The organism is Vibrio sp. ED002, from assembly GCF_023277445.1.
GTDB lineage: Bacteria > Pseudomonadota > Gammaproteobacteria > Enterobacterales > Vibrionaceae > Vibrio > Vibrio jasicida.
In genome coordinates this window covers 1,437,681-1,454,546 of record NZ_CP080238.1, presented here as the reverse complement: position 1 = coordinate 1,454,546, position 16,866 = coordinate 1,437,681, and the positions used below count along the sequence as shown (strand labels likewise).

15 protein-coding genes are annotated in these 16,866 nt (G+C 43.9%); 7 read left to right on the top strand and 8 right to left on the bottom strand.

The window, feature by feature from the left end; all coding sequences use genetic code 11:
• Window position 1: 1 nt before the first annotated feature.
• The 7 genes from ITG12_RS06675 to ITG12_RS06645 are packed head-to-tail and all read right to left on the bottom strand — an operon-like array spanning window position 2 to window position 4,365.
• Complete coding sequence (locus tag ITG12_RS06675; protein WP_045463721.1) at window positions 2-361, bottom strand: 3-hydroxyacyl-ACP dehydratase; 360 nt, start codon at window positions 359-361, stop codon at window positions 2-4.
• Window positions 362-374: 13 nt separating this feature from the next.
• Window positions 375-1,745, bottom strand: a complete 1,371-nt coding sequence (locus ITG12_RS06670) for an AMP-binding protein (protein WP_248873881.1) — start codon at window positions 1,743-1,745, stop codon at window positions 375-377.
• A gap of 5 nt (window positions 1,746-1,750) precedes the next feature.
• Window positions 1,751-2,311: a septation protein IspZ gene (locus ITG12_RS06665; RefSeq protein WP_038865617.1), complete on the bottom strand. Its 561-nt coding sequence runs from the start codon at window positions 2,309-2,311 to the stop codon at window positions 1,751-1,753.
• Complete coding sequence (locus tag ITG12_RS06660) at window positions 2,311-2,568, bottom strand: acyl carrier protein (protein WP_038865615.1); 258 nt, start codon at window positions 2,566-2,568, stop codon at window positions 2,311-2,313. The genes ITG12_RS06665 and ITG12_RS06660 overlap by 1 nt, the downstream gene beginning before the upstream one ends.
• Before the next feature lie 15 nt (window positions 2,569-2,583).
• A complete protein-coding gene (locus ITG12_RS06655; RefSeq protein ID WP_038865613.1) occupies window positions 2,584-2,856 on the bottom strand; it encodes a phosphopantetheine-binding protein in 273 nt (90 codons plus the stop codon).
• Between the two features lie 10 nt (window positions 2,857-2,866).
• Window positions 2,867-3,628: a lysophospholipid acyltransferase family protein gene (locus tag ITG12_RS06650; protein ID WP_039975620.1), complete on the bottom strand. Its 762-nt coding sequence runs from the start codon at window positions 3,626-3,628 to the stop codon at window positions 2,867-2,869.
• Complete coding sequence (locus ITG12_RS06645) at window positions 3,625-4,365, bottom strand: beta-ketoacyl synthase chain length factor (protein WP_248873880.1); 741 nt, start codon at window positions 4,363-4,365, stop codon at window positions 3,625-3,627. Before ITG12_RS06645 ends, ITG12_RS06650 begins: the two co-directional genes overlap by 4 nt.
• Before the next feature lie 74 nt (window positions 4,366-4,439).
• Between ITG12_RS06645 and ITG12_RS06640 the strand changes: the two genes are divergently transcribed.
• Genes ITG12_RS06640 through ITG12_RS06630 form a run of 3 tightly spaced genes read left to right on the top strand, consistent with a single transcriptional unit; the run spans window position 4,440 to window position 7,186 of the window.
• Window positions 4,440-4,838 carry a hypothetical protein gene (locus tag ITG12_RS06640; RefSeq protein WP_104027384.1) on the top strand — a complete coding sequence of 133 codons (399 nt, stop codon included), beginning with the start codon at window positions 4,440-4,442 and terminating at the stop codon, window positions 4,836-4,838.
• Between the two features lie 27 nt (window positions 4,839-4,865).
• Complete coding sequence (locus ITG12_RS06635) at window positions 4,866-5,933, top strand: class I SAM-dependent methyltransferase (protein WP_038879344.1); 1,068 nt, start codon at window positions 4,866-4,868, stop codon at window positions 5,931-5,933.
• Window positions 5,934-5,941: 8 nt separating this feature from the next.
• Window positions 5,942-7,186, top strand: coding sequence for an NAD(P)/FAD-dependent oxidoreductase (locus tag ITG12_RS06630; protein WP_248873879.1), 1,245 nt, complete (start codon window positions 5,942-5,944; stop codon window positions 7,184-7,186).
• A gap of 69 nt (window positions 7,187-7,255) precedes the next feature.
• Here the strand turns inward: ITG12_RS06630 and ITG12_RS06625 are convergent, their stop codons facing one another.
• The gene (locus tag ITG12_RS06625; protein ID WP_248873878.1) at window positions 7,256-8,113 is read right to left on the bottom strand and encodes a WYL domain-containing protein; all 858 of its coding nucleotides are present in this window, start codon (window positions 8,111-8,113) and stop codon (window positions 7,256-7,258) included.
• Window positions 8,114-8,433: 320 nt separating this feature from the next.
• Between ITG12_RS06625 and dptF the strand changes: the two genes are divergently transcribed.
• From dptF to ITG12_RS06605, 4 genes are read left to right on the top strand one after another with little or no spacing between them, the layout of a single operon-like run.
• Window positions 8,434-10,032 carry a DNA phosphorothioation-dependent restriction protein DptF gene (dptF, locus tag ITG12_RS06620; RefSeq protein ID WP_248873877.1) on the top strand — a complete coding sequence of 533 codons (1,599 nt, stop codon included), beginning with the start codon at window positions 8,434-8,436 and terminating at the stop codon, window positions 10,030-10,032.
• Window position 10,033: 1 nt separating this feature from the next.
• A complete protein-coding gene (gene dptG / locus ITG12_RS06615; RefSeq protein ID WP_248873876.1) occupies window positions 10,034-11,374 on the top strand; it encodes a DNA phosphorothioation-dependent restriction protein DptG in 1,341 nt (446 codons plus the stop codon).
• Window positions 11,355-16,499 carry a DNA phosphorothioation-dependent restriction protein DptH gene (gene dptH / locus ITG12_RS06610; RefSeq protein WP_248873875.1) on the top strand — a complete coding sequence of 1,715 codons (5,145 nt, stop codon included), beginning with the start codon at window positions 11,355-11,357 and terminating at the stop codon, window positions 16,497-16,499. The genes dptG and dptH overlap by 20 nt, the downstream gene beginning before the upstream one ends.
• Window positions 16,496-16,852 carry a hypothetical protein gene (locus ITG12_RS06605; protein ID WP_248873874.1) on the top strand — a complete coding sequence of 119 codons (357 nt, stop codon included), beginning with the start codon at window positions 16,496-16,498 and terminating at the stop codon, window positions 16,850-16,852. The genes dptH and ITG12_RS06605 overlap by 4 nt, the downstream gene beginning before the upstream one ends.
• Window positions 16,853-16,866 lie beyond the last annotated feature (14 nt).

The following is a 16,866-nucleotide window of genomic DNA, read 5'->3' as shown; positions in this document are numbered from 1 at the left end:
ACTAGCTACCCAATTTCATTTTGCCAGATGAGTGAACAATCGTCTGTTCAGCGGATTGAGAAGTATATTTGAACGCCAGCTTTTCACGTTCAGAATCCCAAGACAGCGATAAGCTAACCTGCATATCTGGCAGGATAGGTTCTTGGAATTTGATCACTTCCATCCCTTTAAATACTGCAGGCGTATTGAGGTATTCGACGGCATAAAACAGCGCCCAATCGATTTGAGTTACGCCCGGCAGTAGGGGGAAATGCGTAAAGTGCCCTTGGAAATCCATGATGTCAGCGTCGACAAGCATCTCAATGGTCGCTGTCTTATCTAACACGTCTATGTTCTTGAGCGTTGGTTTTCTTTTGTCCATGTTCGATGCTTAATTATTCTTGGAATAGTTTTTCTATTTCAGCGACTTGTCGCTTACCTTGGCTGTTAAGTGGTACTTCATCCAGCACTCGGAATTTTCGTGGTATCGCAATCGGCTCTAACCAGTTACGTAGCGCTTTTCTCAGTGCAAGCCAAAACTTGCCTTTGCCCAGTTCACTTAATGTCTGCTGGCCTTGCTCGTTCAATACTATGACAGCAAAAAGCGACAATCGTCCTGCTTGCTCCATAGGAATAACAGCACTTTCCTTAATCCAAGGCAGCTGTTCTAAACGTTTTTCTACTTCAACCAAAGACACACGTTTTTCTTCGACCTTAACGATTCGGTCTGTGCGGCCGCGTAATTCGAAAGAAATACTATCATGGAAATAGCATTCATCTGCGGTTTGATACCAAGCGTTTTCATCGATGTGCGGTGAGCGAAGCTTTAAACAATTTTCATGGTTTAATGCCGCTTCAACTCCAGGGAACAGCGTCCAAGGTTGTGTCGCAGTAAGCTGTTGACGATAAGCAATACCGCCAGTTTCTGTACTACCAAATACTTCGACTGGATAGTCACCAAAAATCTCAGCACTGTGTTGTGCGGCGTCATTCGGTAATGGGCCACCAGAGGAGAAAACGCAGCGCAATGCCGTCGGTTTATGCTCCTCGGTGAGACGCTTGAGCAGAGCAGGGCTGCTAATTAAAGCGGTATTGCTGGTGGCATGATTCACAATTTGCTCTGGAAACTCCAGATTGTGGGTAGCGAAAGCGCGACCAGCACAAAGTGGCCAAAGCACACGGAAAAGTAAGCCATAAATATGCTGATGAGAGACCGTACTTTCAATCTGGCAGCCAGCGATTTTCTCTCCCCATAAGGATTGAAGAATCGCAATTTCGACATCCAGTTGTTTAAGTGTTTTCGCAATGGCTTTAGGTTTACCGCTAGAACCGGACGTAAACAAAGTGATGCTCAGAGCGCTGGCGTTAAGCGAGTGCCACTCCATCGAGCGGTCATCTGCTTCTTCCGTCACGCAACGTGTGGCCAAGCTGTCTGGTACCGAAACGTCAGCATCATGAAGGACGAGGTCGTAATGTTCATCAAGTTCTTTTAATGCTTCTGGTTGGTAGTTCCCTGGCAAAACGATGGCTTTATTGGCATGGCAACAAGCAAGAAAACTGATGGCAAACAGGTAGCTATTGGCAAAGCAAAGAGCAATACGCAGCGATGGATTGGCGTCGAGTTGTCTTTTTAGAGCGGAAACACTGCGCTGAAATTCGTCCCATGTTTTTTCTTGAGCGGACTCGAAGGCGACGACCGATGGTTCAGGACGTTGAGCGCGCATTAACATGGCAATAGAAGAGAAGTCAGAAGAACGGGTGTTCATACGATCTAGTGTTCCTTTCGTACAAATTGGCGCACTATCCATTCACCGGCAAATAAACTGCCTGCAAGTAGGTAGCTGATCAGGCCGTTGTATAACGTCCAAATCTCGATGGATTCAAAGCAGGTATACAGTGCAGTTGCCGCATTCATAATAAAAAATGCGCACCACACCAGAGTGACTTTACGTGTGTAGAGTACGCCGCTTTCAGGCAAATCTGGTTCTTGAAGCCGAGCCAATCGCTCAATGATGGTTTGAGGCTGTCTTAAGCTGAGGGCGAACACCCCAAGCATGCAAAGGTTCACCACGACAGGATAGAACTTTAGCCACCCGTGTTGCTTAAATACAACCCCAAGGGTGACCAGAACGATACCAACAATGCCAGTGGTGAAAGCAAGAAACTTAAATTCTTTCAGCGGGGTCTTGTTTGCAACTAACAATCGCAAGAGCAACGCTGCAATTAACAAGCCCCCAACGAGGTTTAAGCCAAATCGATCAATGCCGAAGTAAACAGCAAAAGGGTAGGCAAACAGGACAATTGCAGACAGACCAGTCAGCAATTGGCGCATTAACTCTCCTTAAGAAGTTCAGCGACAGCCGTTACCACGTCATCCACCGTACGAACGGTGCTGAATTCAGCTGGCTTGATTTTCTTACCAGTGACATTTTGCAGGTGAACCACAAGGTCTACCGCGTCAATGCTGTCTAGGTCGAGATCGGTGTAAAGGTGTGCTTCTGGCTGGATATCCGCAGCGTCGATTTCAAACAGTTCTACCAGTGCATCTTTAACTTGTTCAAATACTTGATCTTTATTTACATCTGTCATGAATATACCTAAAAACTATTCATTATCTTGGGAAGAAGTTTGAGAAGAAATGTACTTCGCAAGGTTAGCTACTGAAGCAAAGTGCTCACGTGTATTTGAATCGTCAGCATCAATGACAATGTTGTATTGCTTTTTAATCGCTAAGCCAAGCTCAAGTGCATCAATAGAATCCAAGCCTAGACCATCACCAAACAGCGGCGCTTCGGTTTCAATATCGTCGACGGTTAAATCTTCTAGGTTCAATGCGTCAATAATAAGTTGCTTGATATTGTTGTGTAATTGTTCCACTGGGACCTGCTTATAATTCTGGAAAAATAGTATCAGCTAAATGCTGCTGTAAGCGACGAGCCGCTATTGTTGGGGACGTAGTTTGCTTTATAAAAGGCTCAATCTCAACTTTATCCTTCACTTCCACTTTGAAAAAGGGTTTTGTCGCCGGAACTTGATACCACTTTTTCTCTTTTGTTAAGAAGCTAGGCGTCACTGTAATATGTACAACTCTTAAATCTCGCTGCGTTCTTACTGCTATTTGTGCAGCACCACGCTGTAATTTTGATTTTACCCCAGGAGTGGTTCTTGTGCCTTCCGGAAAAATGAGCAATACATTGCCATTATCAAAACGTTCTTCACACATTGTTAATAAATCATCAGGAGCTTCATTAGGAATATAACCCGCAGCTTTCACAATGTGTTTCATAAATGGGTTGGCCCAAATCGCTGACTTTACTAAACAATCGCAACGCTTTAATTGAGATGCGATAAGAACGTAATCAATTAAACTTGGGTGGTTGGCAACAATAAGGCAATTTTGATCTTGTTGAATAATATCTGCGCCGATGATCTTATAATCGATTGCGCCAGTAAATTTCATCAATTTACAGAAGGTATTAAAAGCAAACTGTATCGCACCTTGGACTTTATATTCCTTGGCGGTTTGATCGGAGGTGGTTAAACCAATGAGTGGAATGACGATAAAACTGAGTACTAGACCGCCAAGCCCAAATACGGAAAAACAAAAGCCAGTAGCAAAGACACGCCAATATTGATTCAAAACCCTCATCGACGATGCCATTCCCATGTTTGCTGTGGCGAATGAATCAACCAGCTTGGATCTTCACAAAGATAGTGTTTTAAGAAAGCTAATCCTTGTGGGAGCGGGCAAGGTTGGGACGTGTGTCCGTTTTTTTCTGTTGCGACTTGCTCTATCTTAAAATCGTCACCAGCAGACAACACCATACCGACGGCATAACCTTGATACTGCTGGGTCTCAAACTCCGAGTAAGCATCAGGCAAGGGTTCATCAAAGTCGATAAACAGTACTTTTTTGTCTGGGTTCTCTGCGAGAAACAACCACGCTTCAATCAATGCGCTTTGAAAAGTGTTCTCTGATGCCGCAATCGACGTCAATGGGATAGGTTGCTTAGTCGCAATGGTTGCCAAGCCCGCTGCGGTATTGTGCACCGACTGAGAAAACGCCATTGGGGAAGCTTCTTCGCCTTGGATAATGTCTTCAATCAACGCTGCGCTGCGATGTAACTCACCATGGCGACTCGCAAACACCAAGTAATCCACATCGTACTGTTTGAGTAGACCAATCGCGGTTTGTACCGCAAGTTTGCTTAATGCGCTCATACGTCGGCGCATCATTGGTGGGATATCTGCGACGTGTAATTTGCCCTCTTCAGGCCATATACAGTCCGATGCCCACTGCTCCCATTCTTCTGGTTGATTTAAACCCAATGAATTGGCGGATAATGCATCGATATTAAACGAAATTTTGATCTTCGAGTTTGGCATATTTGTTTTAATTGTTTATTTTACAGCTCGATAGAATCTGGGTTTCACCAGAGTCACAATAAAAGGAAACGACCATGTCTCGCTTAAAGCTGCTTATCTCTGTGTTATTAACAGTGCTTCTTGTCGGTTGTGGAAGAGTACAACCTGTAATGAATGTGGAGGATACTCCAGTTGCTTATGATCTTCAAAATAAACAAGTAAAAGCTGCGATTGTGCAATCGGCAACAAATCGTGGTTGGACGATAGAAGAAGTTAACCCAGGTGTATTAATTGCCAAAATTCACGTTCGTAGCCATTTTGCTGAAGTAAAAATTCCATATAACAACAAATATTATTCAATTATTTATCTCAACTCAGTAAATCTAAAAGCGAGTGATGGCAAAATTCACCGTAATTACAATCGTTGGGTTAACAACCTGAATGTTGATATTCAGAGAGCCATCGCACTTTTAGGTGCTGAGTCTCAACAATAATTTTATTAATAGTAGTTAGGTTTTTTCGTGTTAAATCAAAATATTGATCCATTCAACGCTTTTGAAGCAAAAACAGAAGCTCAAAAATTATCTTTCGCCCCTATTGTTTTCCAGACCGCGAGAACACTTCGAGATCTTGGCATTTTAGCTGCGTTGGATAGTGCGGGCTCAAAAGGCATGAATGCCGTAGAGATCGCAGAGAAAACGGGCGTATCTGAATATGGCGTCAAAGTGCTGTTAGACATGGCCATTAGCGCGCACATCGTGCTGTGGGAAAAGCCTAACTACTCATTGGCAAACCTTGGCTTCTATTTGCTTTATGATGGCATGACGCAAGCCAACATGGATTTCACAGCAGACGTTTGTTATGCCGCAATGATGCACCTAACCGATGCGATCAAAGAGGGCAAACCGTCAGGCTTAAAAGAACTGGGTGATTGGGAAACCATTTACCAAGGGCTATCGACCTTACCAGAGCAAGCGAAGCAGAGCTGGTTCAAGTTTGATCATTTCTACTCAGACCGTTCCTTCCCATTGCTACTAAAAGAAGTGTTTGCCAACAAACCAAGCCACATTGTCGATATCGGTGGTAACACAGGTAAGTGGGCGATGCAGTGTTGTAACCACAATCAAGACGTTCAAGTGACGATTGTCGATTTACCACAGCAGCTTGAAGTGGCGATGTCGAACGCAGCGGATAACCAGCTAAGTGATCGCATCAAACCATTCCCTGCTAACATGCTGGACAAAGCTCAAACCTTGCCTGAGCATGCTGACATTTGGTGGATGAGCCAGTTCCTCGATTGTTTCTCTCCAATCGAAATTCTCAATATTTTAAAGAAAGTCAAAGCGCAACTACGACAAGGCGATACCGTATACATTCTCGAATTGTTTTGGGACGCGCAAAAATACGCCGGTGCCTCTTACAGTTTGAATGCCACGTCACTGTACTTTACTTGCCTTGCAAATGGTAACAGCCGCTTCTATCGCAGTGATGACTTCCTTGAGATTGTCGAAGCTGCAGGCTTAACCGTGGCAGAAAGAACAGACAACATTGGCCTTGGTCACACATTATTAAAACTACAAGCAAACTAGAAAACAGAATGAAAACAGAGCAAAAGCAAGTCGTCGTTATTGGTGCGGGCCCGTCAGGTTCTACCGTATCAGCATTGCTCAACGCACGAGATATCGATGTTGTTGTGATTGAAAAAGCCACCTTTCCACGTTTCTCTATCGGTGAAAGCCTGCTTCCAGCGTGCATGGAAGTTGTAGAGCAAGCGGGCATGTTAGAGGCAGTCAACCAAACTGGTTTCCAATACAAAGACGGGGCTGCATTTCGTCGCAACGGCGTTTACACCCAATTTGATTTTACCGATAAGTTCTCCTCAGGTCCGGGTACCACTTACCAAGTTCAACGTGGTCACTTCGATAAAGTACTGGCAGACAGTGCCGCGCAGCAAGGGGTTGAAATTCGTTACCAGCACGAACTGAAAAGCATCGAATTTGAAGGCGCGAAGTCGGTTCTTTCTGTTATCGATGAAAACGAATTAGCGTATCAAATTGAAGCCGATTATGTATTAGACGCCAGCGGCTTTGGGCGTGTGCTTCCAAGATTGTTAGAGCTGGAAGAGCCGTCTTGCTTGCCACCAAGAAAGGCGATCTTTACCCACATTGAAGACAACATCACTGCCGAGAACATCGAATACGATCGCAACAAGATCCTGATCTCTGTGCATCCAGATAACCACGATGTTTGGTATTGGCTGATCCCATTCTCCAACGGCACCTGTTCATTTGGTGTGGTCGGTGAGCCAGCGTTTTTTGAAAACTACCCAGAAGACAAAATTGCAGCGATTAAACGGCTAGCAAGTGAAGAGCCTGGTTTGGCTGAGTTGCTTAATCAAGCCAACTACCCGAACCCAGCCGGTGAGCTCGGTGGATACTCTGCCAATGTAAAACACCTTGCAACATCGCACTATGCCTTGCTTGGCAATGCAGGTGAGTTCCTTGATCCTGTCTTTTCATCTGGCGTGACCATCGCGATGAAGTCGGCTCAATTTGCAGCAGACTGTATTGAGCGTCAGCTCAACGGTGAAGCCGTGGATTGGCAAGCAGACTACGCCGATCGCCTGATGGTTGGAGTGAACACCTTCCGCACCTATGTAGAAGGTTGGTACAACGGTAAGCTACAAGATGTCATCTTCTACCAAGAACCGAATCCACGTATCAAACAAATGATCAGCGCGATCCTCGCCGGTTACGCATGGGATGAAGCAAACCCATACGTCAAACAAAGCGAGCAACGCTTATCTACATTAGCGGAACTGGTAAGAAGCGAAAAGCGTTAAGGCTCAGAGCCGAAACTGAGTGATAGTCATCCAATATCAAAGCCCTGCTTGTGAAAGTAGGGCTTTTTGTCACAAAAGCCAACGTTTAACCACGTGAGGGTTAGCGACTGTTAGCTGGTATTTTTTCGGAGAGGATTTTAGTTTTCTCTGATCTACGCATATATCTAATCGCTTAACCAAGTACTTAATCAGTGCTCTTCGGCAACTGATAGTAAAAGATGACTCATCCATTCCGTAATCTGCTTTAACAATGGCTTGTTGCTCCAGTGTTAAGTGCGGATTTGGAATGATTTGGATGGTTTCTTCAATCATCCAGTCTTCATCCTCATCCATTCCTATGTTCGACTTGTCGAGCAGCTCCGGCTCTCCTCGGAAGCGGCTTAAAACAAAATCTAGGAACATTTGTCTATCTTCGCAGTAAGCGCGTACATGCCAGCGAAAGCCATCGAATACGATTGTGTGAGGAACAATGTTTCTGCCACGGCCTTTTGGGCTATCCATTGAAACGTACTCAATATCCACACGACGCTTTTCTCTAGCAGCTTGCAGCAAGCCGCGAACAATGATCGGAGCGACGTGCCTATCTGGAACAGAGAGAACGATAGAATCGGCATGACCTAAGTTTTGTATGTCGAAACCATCGACGTACTCATTGCTGTATTTGTGCAGCAGTGACAAGTATTCGTTTGGTGTGCCTTTTGTAAAGCGAGGGACGAAGTCTTCTGACGGGCGATAGCCTTTAATACTTCGATCGTGGATAAGAGGAGGGAACTCAAACTGCTCTTGAAATGCTTTGATGTCTCGAGATGCTTGTTGTCGCTTTATATTGAATGAGTTACATAAATGATTAGTGGTAACTCGACCTTCCCACAACGCCACTACTTCAATTAGTTTGAAGCGAAGAAGTTGGTCCCATTTGATAGCCATTGTGCTGTTTTAATGCCTGAAAATGATACATGTTGATGTATACAGAATATACGTACATTTTTCTTGAGGGTATAGTGCTTACGTCATACGAAAGTTGAAAACTCTGACTCATAGCAATGTCAGTTGGCTCAAATTTTATTAATGTCAGAATTCAACTTTTGTGTGAGAAGAGTAATATGAACTGGTTGCATAAATGGTGGTTATAAATTACCCATTTAAACAAGATGTATTTCATATACGGTATCGTGTGTTTTCTTCGTTTGGTAGTATTCAATCCCACAAAGAAAGTCCGTTTAATCAACCTTTGAAGAGAAAGAACCTTGAATTTAGCACAAGCCCTCAGCATTCTCTCCAAGTCCTCACCCTATGCGGTAAGTACCGAAAGAGAGCAAAATCAAGACCTTCTGGCTGAATATAAAAGTCATATCTACATCAAAACCGACATTGAAGCTGATTTTAGGCAAGCGCTTCTGTCTGCCAAAAAAGATGAAATCATCTTTTTGTGTGGCAGTAGTGGTGATGGTAAGTCGGAGATTTTGACTCAATACAGCCAAAAGCATAAAGCAACGCATGATTTTCATCTTGATGCGACACACAGCTTCAACCCGAGCCAAACGGCTATTCATGCGTTAGATGAGCGTTTCACTCAGTTCAAAGGAAATGACAAGCCACTCGTTGTCGGCATTAATATTGGTATGTTGGGTAACTATGCTGAGGAAGGTGCTGACCAACATAACGATGTGAAAGCGTCGATAAAGGCTTTTCTGGAAAATCAAACGGACGACATTCCAGCAAACCATACATTTCTAGATTTCGAACAATATCCAAAATTTACTCTTGGCCACGAAGTGAGCACATCCGATTTTGCCGCTCAATTTCTAGATCGCTTAACTGAGCCAACTTTAGATAACCCGTTTTATGCGCTCTACGACAGTGAAGTGAAAAAGTCTGGTCACAACGTACTAACTGCAAACTACGCTTTATTGGGGTTGGAGTCCGTTCAAAAGAACATTATCGCTCTGTTACTCAAAGCGCGTTTGATCAAAGACCAATTTTTAACAGCACGTGCTCTACTGGATTTTGTATTCCAGATCTTAGCAATGGAAGAAGGTTACCTGTTCGACAACTTGTTCTCTGGTGCGGATAACGAGCTGCTAGAGCATATTCAGAGCTTTGACCCAAGCAATATTCATACTCGTAAGATTGATGAGTTTGTTCTGCAATTTGGTTTGGGCATTGAAGAAGAAGGCTTTACTCAGTTGAAAGAACAAGTGAAGCCACTAGGTGTATTTGATGTGTCAAATGCTGCTTCTTACCTTCGCATGGTTTGCTTGCTCAAAGATGAAGAGCAGTTTGCAAATAAATACATCAACGAGCTGAAAGTCGACTTCGATAACTCTTTAGTGAATCAGTACGCGAATACTTGGCTGCTTCACCGTGAGTTTGATGGTTCTGGTAAACAGAAAAAAGAGCTAAACAAGTTCTATAAGGACATCCTAATTTCTGCGATTCATCGTTACTGTAATCGTAACTCTCCAACGCTCGATAAAGACCAATTTTTTATCTCAGAATACAACGGTTTTAAAACCGCAGCAGAGCTTGAGGTGAAACCTGATTTTACCGCTATCAAAACTCAAGGTGTTGGCAAAATTGGTTCTTTCAATGCGCACATCCGTGCTGATGATAACGCTCTGCTTCCAATGCCAATCAGTATTAACTTACTTGAGTTGCTAGAAAAGATTAATCAGGGGTATCGACCTAACAAGCACGATAAAAACGCGGTGCTTTTGTTGGATGAGGTGATTGAACAGCTCATCACTGTTGCAAACGAGAAGAACACCCTGTTTATCCTGAAAAATGATAAGCGCTACAAGATCGTCAATGAAGATGACGAGTATTTCGAAGTGAGTGGTATTTAAGATGACAATGGATAAATACATCAAACCGTTTAATCAGAAATTGCCACAAACGGCGGAAGACGTACCCAATAAAAACAGCTTGAACAGTTATTTGCCAATTCGTACCAAAGGTAATGACTTTGATAGCGATGCGGTGATTGGTCTTGTATTGCGTGGATTATTACGTAAGAAGATTGAAGGCTACAAATACGAGGATTTTGTCTCTGATTGTCAGTCTGCGTTTGAAGAGAAGTTAGGTGAAGAAGAGTTTTGGGAAGTACTACGAGAGATGTACTTTGATAACAAAGATATCTTCTCTGTGAGCCCTGAGCTTTTACTATTTCGTGCGCAAAAAGGTGAGTTTCTAGCAGGCGATTCTCGTGTTGCTTCCATGTTTACCAATTTACTTCAGAACATGCGTGTCGAAGAGTTTGATGCAAAACTCAACTTCATCGAACGAGAGATGCTTTCAACTCTGCGTGGCAAGATGAAGAGCGATTCATCAATGCAAGCAAGTGAGCATCCATACTTGCCATACCTATCCAAAGCATTTCGTGATGATTTGAAGTTCTTAGCAAGTCGACCTAAGTACCTGTTAAGTGAAATCGAATCGTTTTTGTCTTTTTACGGTTTTGCTTACACCGCTCAGTTAAGCCTATCGCTCACAGATTGGCGCTCTGGTGAGGAGCCAACAGCGAAGCCGTTGTACTTCATCATGGATCATGAGCGTGCTAGTAATGAACGTACGCACATCAAAAATCACGGCTACAAGCTTTTCAATGAATCGGCGACTCGTTTGTTCCCAATGTTGACAATGCTAGAACTTCTTCAGCCTGGTATGGGTGATAAGAGTGCTGCCAAAGTACCACTGTGGGCGATTTCGAAGGGGATTCAAGAATCCCGCTATGAACACCTAAAGAGTGACTTAGAGAACTTTGCGCGAGCATTTAAAGCTCAGCGTGGACTTGATACATCGCTTGATGAATCGGAATCTGCGCTGGACTGGCTTGGCAACATCATGAAGTTAGCCATGGCACAGTTTAGTATCGGCGAGCGATTCAACATCAACAAAAAATACGTTTCTGAAGTAGAAAAGTATCTTGCTGCTCACTTTATTCAAAGCCGAGGTCGCAGTGGCCGAGTGTTGGTACTTAACCAAGACTACATCATTTTATTAACCAACCTTGTTGTTGGAGAAAAGGACAAACTCCGTTTCCACGAACTGATTGCCGCATTTAAACAACGTGGCATTTTCGTTGATAAACAAACCGAACAAGAACTAATTAAATTCTATGAGCGCATTGGTAACGTTGAGCGCATGAGTGATAGTGGAGACGCAGTTTATGTCCGTAAAACAATTTGAGACCTTTTTAGTTGAGCAGTTTCTGGCTGATGCAGAAGCTCACATCAAGGCAGGTTTCCGTTATCAGTTCAAGTCACCAGATAGTGAAAACAGTGTGCGTTTGTACCAAGCGATGATCGCACATTCACAAAGTAGTATTTGTGCGAGTAACGGTATCGAGCTGCCATTTATTCAGTTGTCTAACTGTAAGATCGTACCTGTTATTCATAGTGAAGATCCTGCTGAGTACCAAGGTTTTACAGAAAACTATATCTCTCATCTACGTGATGAAGTTGCAAGCCAGTCAGGCTACTTGAAGGGCTGCGCGCTGGTGGTAATTCACAATAGCTTGTTGGATACCTTGATTAACTCAGCAGAAGATCTGGCTCAGCTTGGTCAGGTGTGGAGCCCAAGCAAGATCAAAGCGGCGATGAAAGGGTTGATTGATCAACAAGACAAAGGCCGTGATGTGTCTAATTGTCTTTTGGATGACCAGTTTGATGCGATCCTTGAAGATGGCGCGACCATGTTCGGTTTTGAATCACTATACAAAGCTGTGGAAGATGGTGATCTGCGTTTCAATGAACTTGGTATGTTTGAAGATCCGCTCGTTGCAGAGATGAGTGGTAACCCGAAACAAATCAAAAAACGTTTGGAAGACAACCGTGCACTCTATGAAGAACTTTCTTTTGAAGTGGAACACTTCGGTGATCAGCTTCAGGATCGTTTGAAGTCGTTTGGTGAAAAATTCATTAACGAAAACTTCTCTGAAACTGATGCGTGGAAAGATGTTGAGTTTGAGGCGTTTCTGCAAGAGAAAAAACGCAATGCACAGCAGCAACTTGTCCTTGAAGAAGAGCAAGCTAGCGAGGGCATGACTATTACTGCGCGCAACCGTGCAGAAACTAAAGCCGGTATGCGTGATCGTCACCTTATCATTGAGCTAGATGAAGGCGTCAATGACTTTGAATTGAAGTTGATTTTCCAAGGTGCAAGCAATCTAGAAAAGAGCCAGTTTAAAATTCAACCAGCTAAAGCGCTTGGTAATCAAGAAGTGATTTCAACGCTGAATGGCCTGAAGACGACCCGAGCAAGTTTGAAAGGGACATACAATAACGAACCGTTGTTCTTCAACCTAGCGCTCAAGCGCGAGAACAAGTCTGAGGTCTACAACTTCCGCTGTCTCGTTGTTCGCAAGGGTGAGTTTTACATTGAGCCATTCAAAAACATCTTCTTGATCGAGCCAGCGCCTGCGAAGCAGCGCTTAACCTTGAACATGGAAGAAAATAAGCTTCAGATTCGAGCTGAAGAGGGGACAGCTTGTTCTTTGACGGATGCAAAACAAGTCGTAGACGTAGCAGAACACTCGCTGGTGGACTTTGAGGCGCTTGCCAATGAAGCGGATGAGATTGACTTCGCTGTTAAATCAGGTGACAACCAACTTAAGTTCAATGTCGAAGGTGCAGTAGCAACAGACTCGTTGAGCTTGCCTTTGCTACTCAACCGAGGCCGTTACCATAAGTTATTCAAAGATGAATACAACGGCGAGTTTTACTCCCAAAAAGGTAAAGTTGGCATCGATAACAGCGAATTTGTTGTACCTGGTGTTCGTTTAAAACTGCTGCGCTGGGAAGAAGCCTTCATCAATGACAAAGTCGTTTCTATTTCTGACTCTGACACAATCAAGTTGGATGATGTGCAAGCCATTGATGACGCAATGCATTCATCTTATGTCGAATTGTATGATTACCTTGAGCAGCGCCGTAGTACGCCATCTCTAGCCTCTTGGGGGGATGATTTCACGACGCTTGTACAAAATGTAGTCGATGCATGTCTTGCTTATTTTGAAGCGATTCCAACGGGCAGTATGCTGACCAAAGAGCAAAAAGCCGCGCTGCAAATTGGTTTGGTTAAATCTGAAGGTGAAGAGTATTACTCTCCGTTCCACCCGTTAATCCTGGCTTACTATCTAAACCTACGCAAAGTGATTCGTGAAGATGAAAGCTTTGCTAGCTTGCCAGATGTGACGTTTGAGCGCCTATCACCAAAAGGCTTGTTGCCATATGTTTATCATCCTCAGCACGAGTTTGCTTACAACCAACAGGTGAAAGAAAACGCATTTTGGATCAAGAGCGTCCCTCAAGAGAAGAGCTCACTGACGTTCGTTCGTAAACTCGTTAAAGAAAAAATCGACGAGTTCCAGACCGCATTTAGTCAACTATTCACAGGTTCTGAAAAGAGCATCATCATTAACGCAGTGAATCAAGACAGCGCTGAAGAACTGTTCATGGGGCTAGTGGATTACATCCGTAGCAATCAAGAACAAGCGGCTTCGATTCACATCAACCTTTATGATGACAAACTGACGTTCAATGCATTTGACCGCTTTGCAGAAACTGCCAATTACGACGAACTGAAAGAGTGGTTAGAGCTGAACAAAGGCAAAGTACGTGAAGTGGCGGATACCATCATTGATATCCTTCGTACTCGTCTAACCTACAGTAAGTTTACCAATGAGCAGGCGAATAAAGAGGGTCAGTCATACGCGCACCTCTCGTTCTTCCGTAATAACGACAAAGTGGATTGCTCAGACATTGCAATCGAAGACATGGCTTCGGGGATTGCATGTGATGGTCTATTAACGGGTGACGCGTCTGAGAGTAAATCTGGCTCTTACTTTACTGGCTTCGGTTTAAAGGGAACGGATTATCAAGACCATTCACAACTAATGATGGCCAAATACGTTGGTGCTTTACTCAAGCCGGCGTTAAAGCCGAATACGCAATATCACGGTGCAAACGCAGTTGCGCTTGCAGTGAGTGAAGATTTTAAAGGTTTGCTAGAGCGCTCATACGACAGCTCCATTTGGACCACCATCATTGATCCAAAAGTGACATTAGATTTCTTCCACAGCAATGAAGATGTGGTGCTGATTCACTATTCCGATCAGTACACCAGTTCATCCAGCTACGATGCGATTACCGTAACGGCGCAGCGTGGTCTGTTTGAAAAAGTCATCAAGCAGGGGGATGGTGGCCAAATCAACGAGTTCAATGCCTTTAATGGTGACTGGTTGTTGAAGATGATGACCTGCGCGCCAACCATCAACAAAGAGCGCAAAGGTGTTATTGGTGCGTATAAGTTTGTTACCAGCTTAGTGCATAACTCAGACATTACTTGGGTTCCGCTTTCTGTGGCAGAAATGATCCGTGTCTCAGGTAATATCGGCCTGAAAATGTCAGACAGTGAATTCTCGCGTAACGTTCACGGCTACAAAAAAGGTGAGATTTCGGATGATGTGTTGCTTGTTGGCTTTAAAGGGCAAGACATGTACTTGCTACCCGTGGAAGTAAAAACGGGGTCAATTCCTGACTACAAAAAAGCAGTTAAGCAATCAAAAGAGTTGTTGCGTTACCTGAGCGAAGATCTGCTTGGCAATAACAACCTTGCAAGCAAACTTTACCGCGGCCTGTTTATGCGTCAAGTGCTCATGCAGGTAGACAAGTACCGCTTGTACAACGTGTTCGCTCCAGACTACTTTGATGCACTGCTAGACAACAAAGAAGAGTGGCTGAAAGGCGATTACTCGCTAGCAAAAGTGGCTGATTACCCAGATGGATTTGTTGTCAGCCATCTTGAGGGCGCAAGTTGCTTGCAACCAGAATACCAAATGTTGGAAGGCGTACTAAAAGTTGACCTTCCGATGGGCTTGCTTCCTTGTTTGGTTGAAACGCCACTGCAAGAAGTGCTTAACGAGTTAGATATCGTCAAGTTATGTCACGTACCGACCGAATATGTTCTAGGTGGAAAAACTCAAGCAGAAGCGCTTGAAGCCGACAGCCAAACAGATGTTACGAGTGAAAACGTACACCAAGAAACAGGTGACTCTGAGGTTGAGCGAAACACCGAAGCTGAAGAGCATTGCTCTGAGGTAGAAGAAGGACAAACAGCTCCAGAGAAAGACGTTTCGGTGCAAGGTGCTGAAGCAGTAGATACCTTCAAGTCACAACCATCGGGCACTAACTTAAATGTGCTCTTTGGTCACAATGCTTTGACGCAAGCACCGCTGAACTGGGAGCCAACCAATACGGCTAAGTTTATGAATACCAACACCGGTATCATAGGCACGATGGGTACGGGTAAAACTCAGTTCACCAAATCGGTGATTACACAGCTTTATCGCAATCGGGCAGACAACGTAAACGGTGCACCAATTGGCATGCTTATTTTCGACTACAAATCTGATTATGTAGACGATAAGTTCCAACAAGCGACAGCGGGTAAGAAGTTTAACCTTCATAAACTGCCATATAACCCATTGAGCTTGTTTGGTGATACGCCAATGCTGCCTGTGCACACTGCGCGTGGTTTTTCTGAAACCATGGGCAAAGCTTTTGGCTTAGGACAAAAGCAGCAACTACGTCTGCGTAAGTTGGTGGGTGAAGCTTATGAGTTGGCTGGAATTCGCAAAGCGGATCCAAGCACTTGGACAAAATCAGCACCGACAATCTCACAGGTGTGGGACTTGTTTATTGAAACTGATCCAGATGAAGATTCGTTATACGCGGCACTTGAAAGCTTATACGAACTAGAGATTTTCGAAGACGACAATACCAAGTGTATGAGCCTTTACGATCTTGTTGATGGCATTACAGTTGTTGAGTTGGCAGGTTATCCGTCAGAGATCCAAAACCTCGTAGTGGCACTAACACTGGATTTGTTCTATTCACAAATGCAGAAGAAAGGTAAGCCAGAAGTTCAAGGCGATTTCCGACAAATCACTAAGATGATCTTGGTGGACGAAGCCGACAACTTTATGTCTCAGAACTTCCCAAGCTTGCGCAAGATCTTAAAAGAAGGTCGTGAGTATGGTGTTGGTGTGATCCTCTCTACTCAAGACATTACGCACTTCCAAACCGGTGAGAACGACTACTCAAGTTATGTGCTTACGTGGGTAATTCACCGCGTTGCGAAGATTCGTCCGCAAGAGCTTAAAGCGATGTTTGGTGTAAACGAAAAAGCTGAGCAAGAGAAGCTAATGGAAACCATCAATAAGCTAGAGAAGCACTATAGCTTATACATCGATGGTGCTAAGAAGATAGTTAAGATGCGAGATAGAGCATTTTGGGAGCTATATGCAGAATGAGTGATCTAAAGCGAGTTTCTAAAAAATCACCTGAGGTGATGGCGAAAATAGCAGAAGTTGAAGCATCAAAGCGAAATGCAGAAGTAGTTACCTTAAGAGAATGGTATGACTCTAGTCCAGTGCATTCTCCTGAAATATTGGCTTATATGAAAGAGTTCAAGCAATTGGGGCGTTTGGGAAAGGAATTACACATTCGTAATGCTACACGTGTTACAGAGAGATACGGCGATTCTATAGGGACCTTGGTCGAAGCTACGTATCAACGAGGTTACTTAGATATGATGGCTCCATTATGTGCATTAGCATGTTTAGCTAAGAAGCAAGGCTTACTTCTTAGCTACCAAACTATTTAAACTCAAAGAGCAAT

What these genes read in the sequence shown, in the direction of transcription:
- ITG12_RS06675 (WP_045463721.1), bottom strand. Translation starts at nt 361, where the DNA reads ATGGACAAAAGAAAACCAACGCTCAAGAACATAGACGTGTTAGATAAG.
- ITG12_RS06670 (WP_248873881.1), bottom strand. Translation starts at nt 1,745, where the DNA reads ATGAACACCCGTTCTTCTGACTTCTCTTCTATTGCCATGTTAATGCGC.
- ITG12_RS06665 (WP_038865617.1), bottom strand. Translation starts at nt 2,311, where the DNA reads ATGCGCCAATTGCTGACTGGTCTGTCTGCAATTGTCCTGTTTGCCTAC.
- ITG12_RS06660 (WP_038865615.1), bottom strand. Translation starts at nt 2,568, where the DNA reads ATGACAGATGTAAATAAAGATCAAGTATTTGAACAAGTTAAAGATGCA.
- ITG12_RS06650 (WP_039975620.1), bottom strand. Translation starts at nt 3,628, where the DNA reads ATGAGGGTTTTGAATCAATATTGGCGTGTCTTTGCTACTGGCTTTTGT.
- ITG12_RS06645 (WP_248873880.1), bottom strand. Translation starts at nt 4,365, where the DNA reads ATGCCAAACTCGAAGATCAAAATTTCGTTTAATATCGATGCATTATCC.
- ITG12_RS06640 (WP_104027384.1), top strand. Translation starts at nt 4,440, where the DNA reads ATGTCTCGCTTAAAGCTGCTTATCTCTGTGTTATTAACAGTGCTTCTT.
- ITG12_RS06630 (WP_248873879.1), top strand. Translation starts at nt 5,942, where the DNA reads ATGAAAACAGAGCAAAAGCAAGTCGTCGTTATTGGTGCGGGCCCGTCA.
- ITG12_RS06625 (WP_248873878.1), bottom strand. Translation starts at nt 8,113, where the DNA reads ATGGCTATCAAATGGGACCAACTTCTTCGCTTCAAACTAATTGAAGTA.
- dptG (WP_248873876.1), top strand. Translation starts at nt 10,034, where the DNA reads ATGACAATGGATAAATACATCAAACCGTTTAATCAGAAATTGCCACAA.
- dptH (WP_248873875.1), top strand. Translation starts at nt 11,355, where the DNA reads ATGTCCGTAAAACAATTTGAGACCTTTTTAGTTGAGCAGTTTCTGGCT.
- ITG12_RS06605 (WP_248873874.1), top strand. Translation starts at nt 16,496, where the DNA reads ATGAGTGATCTAAAGCGAGTTTCTAAAAAATCACCTGAGGTGATGGCG.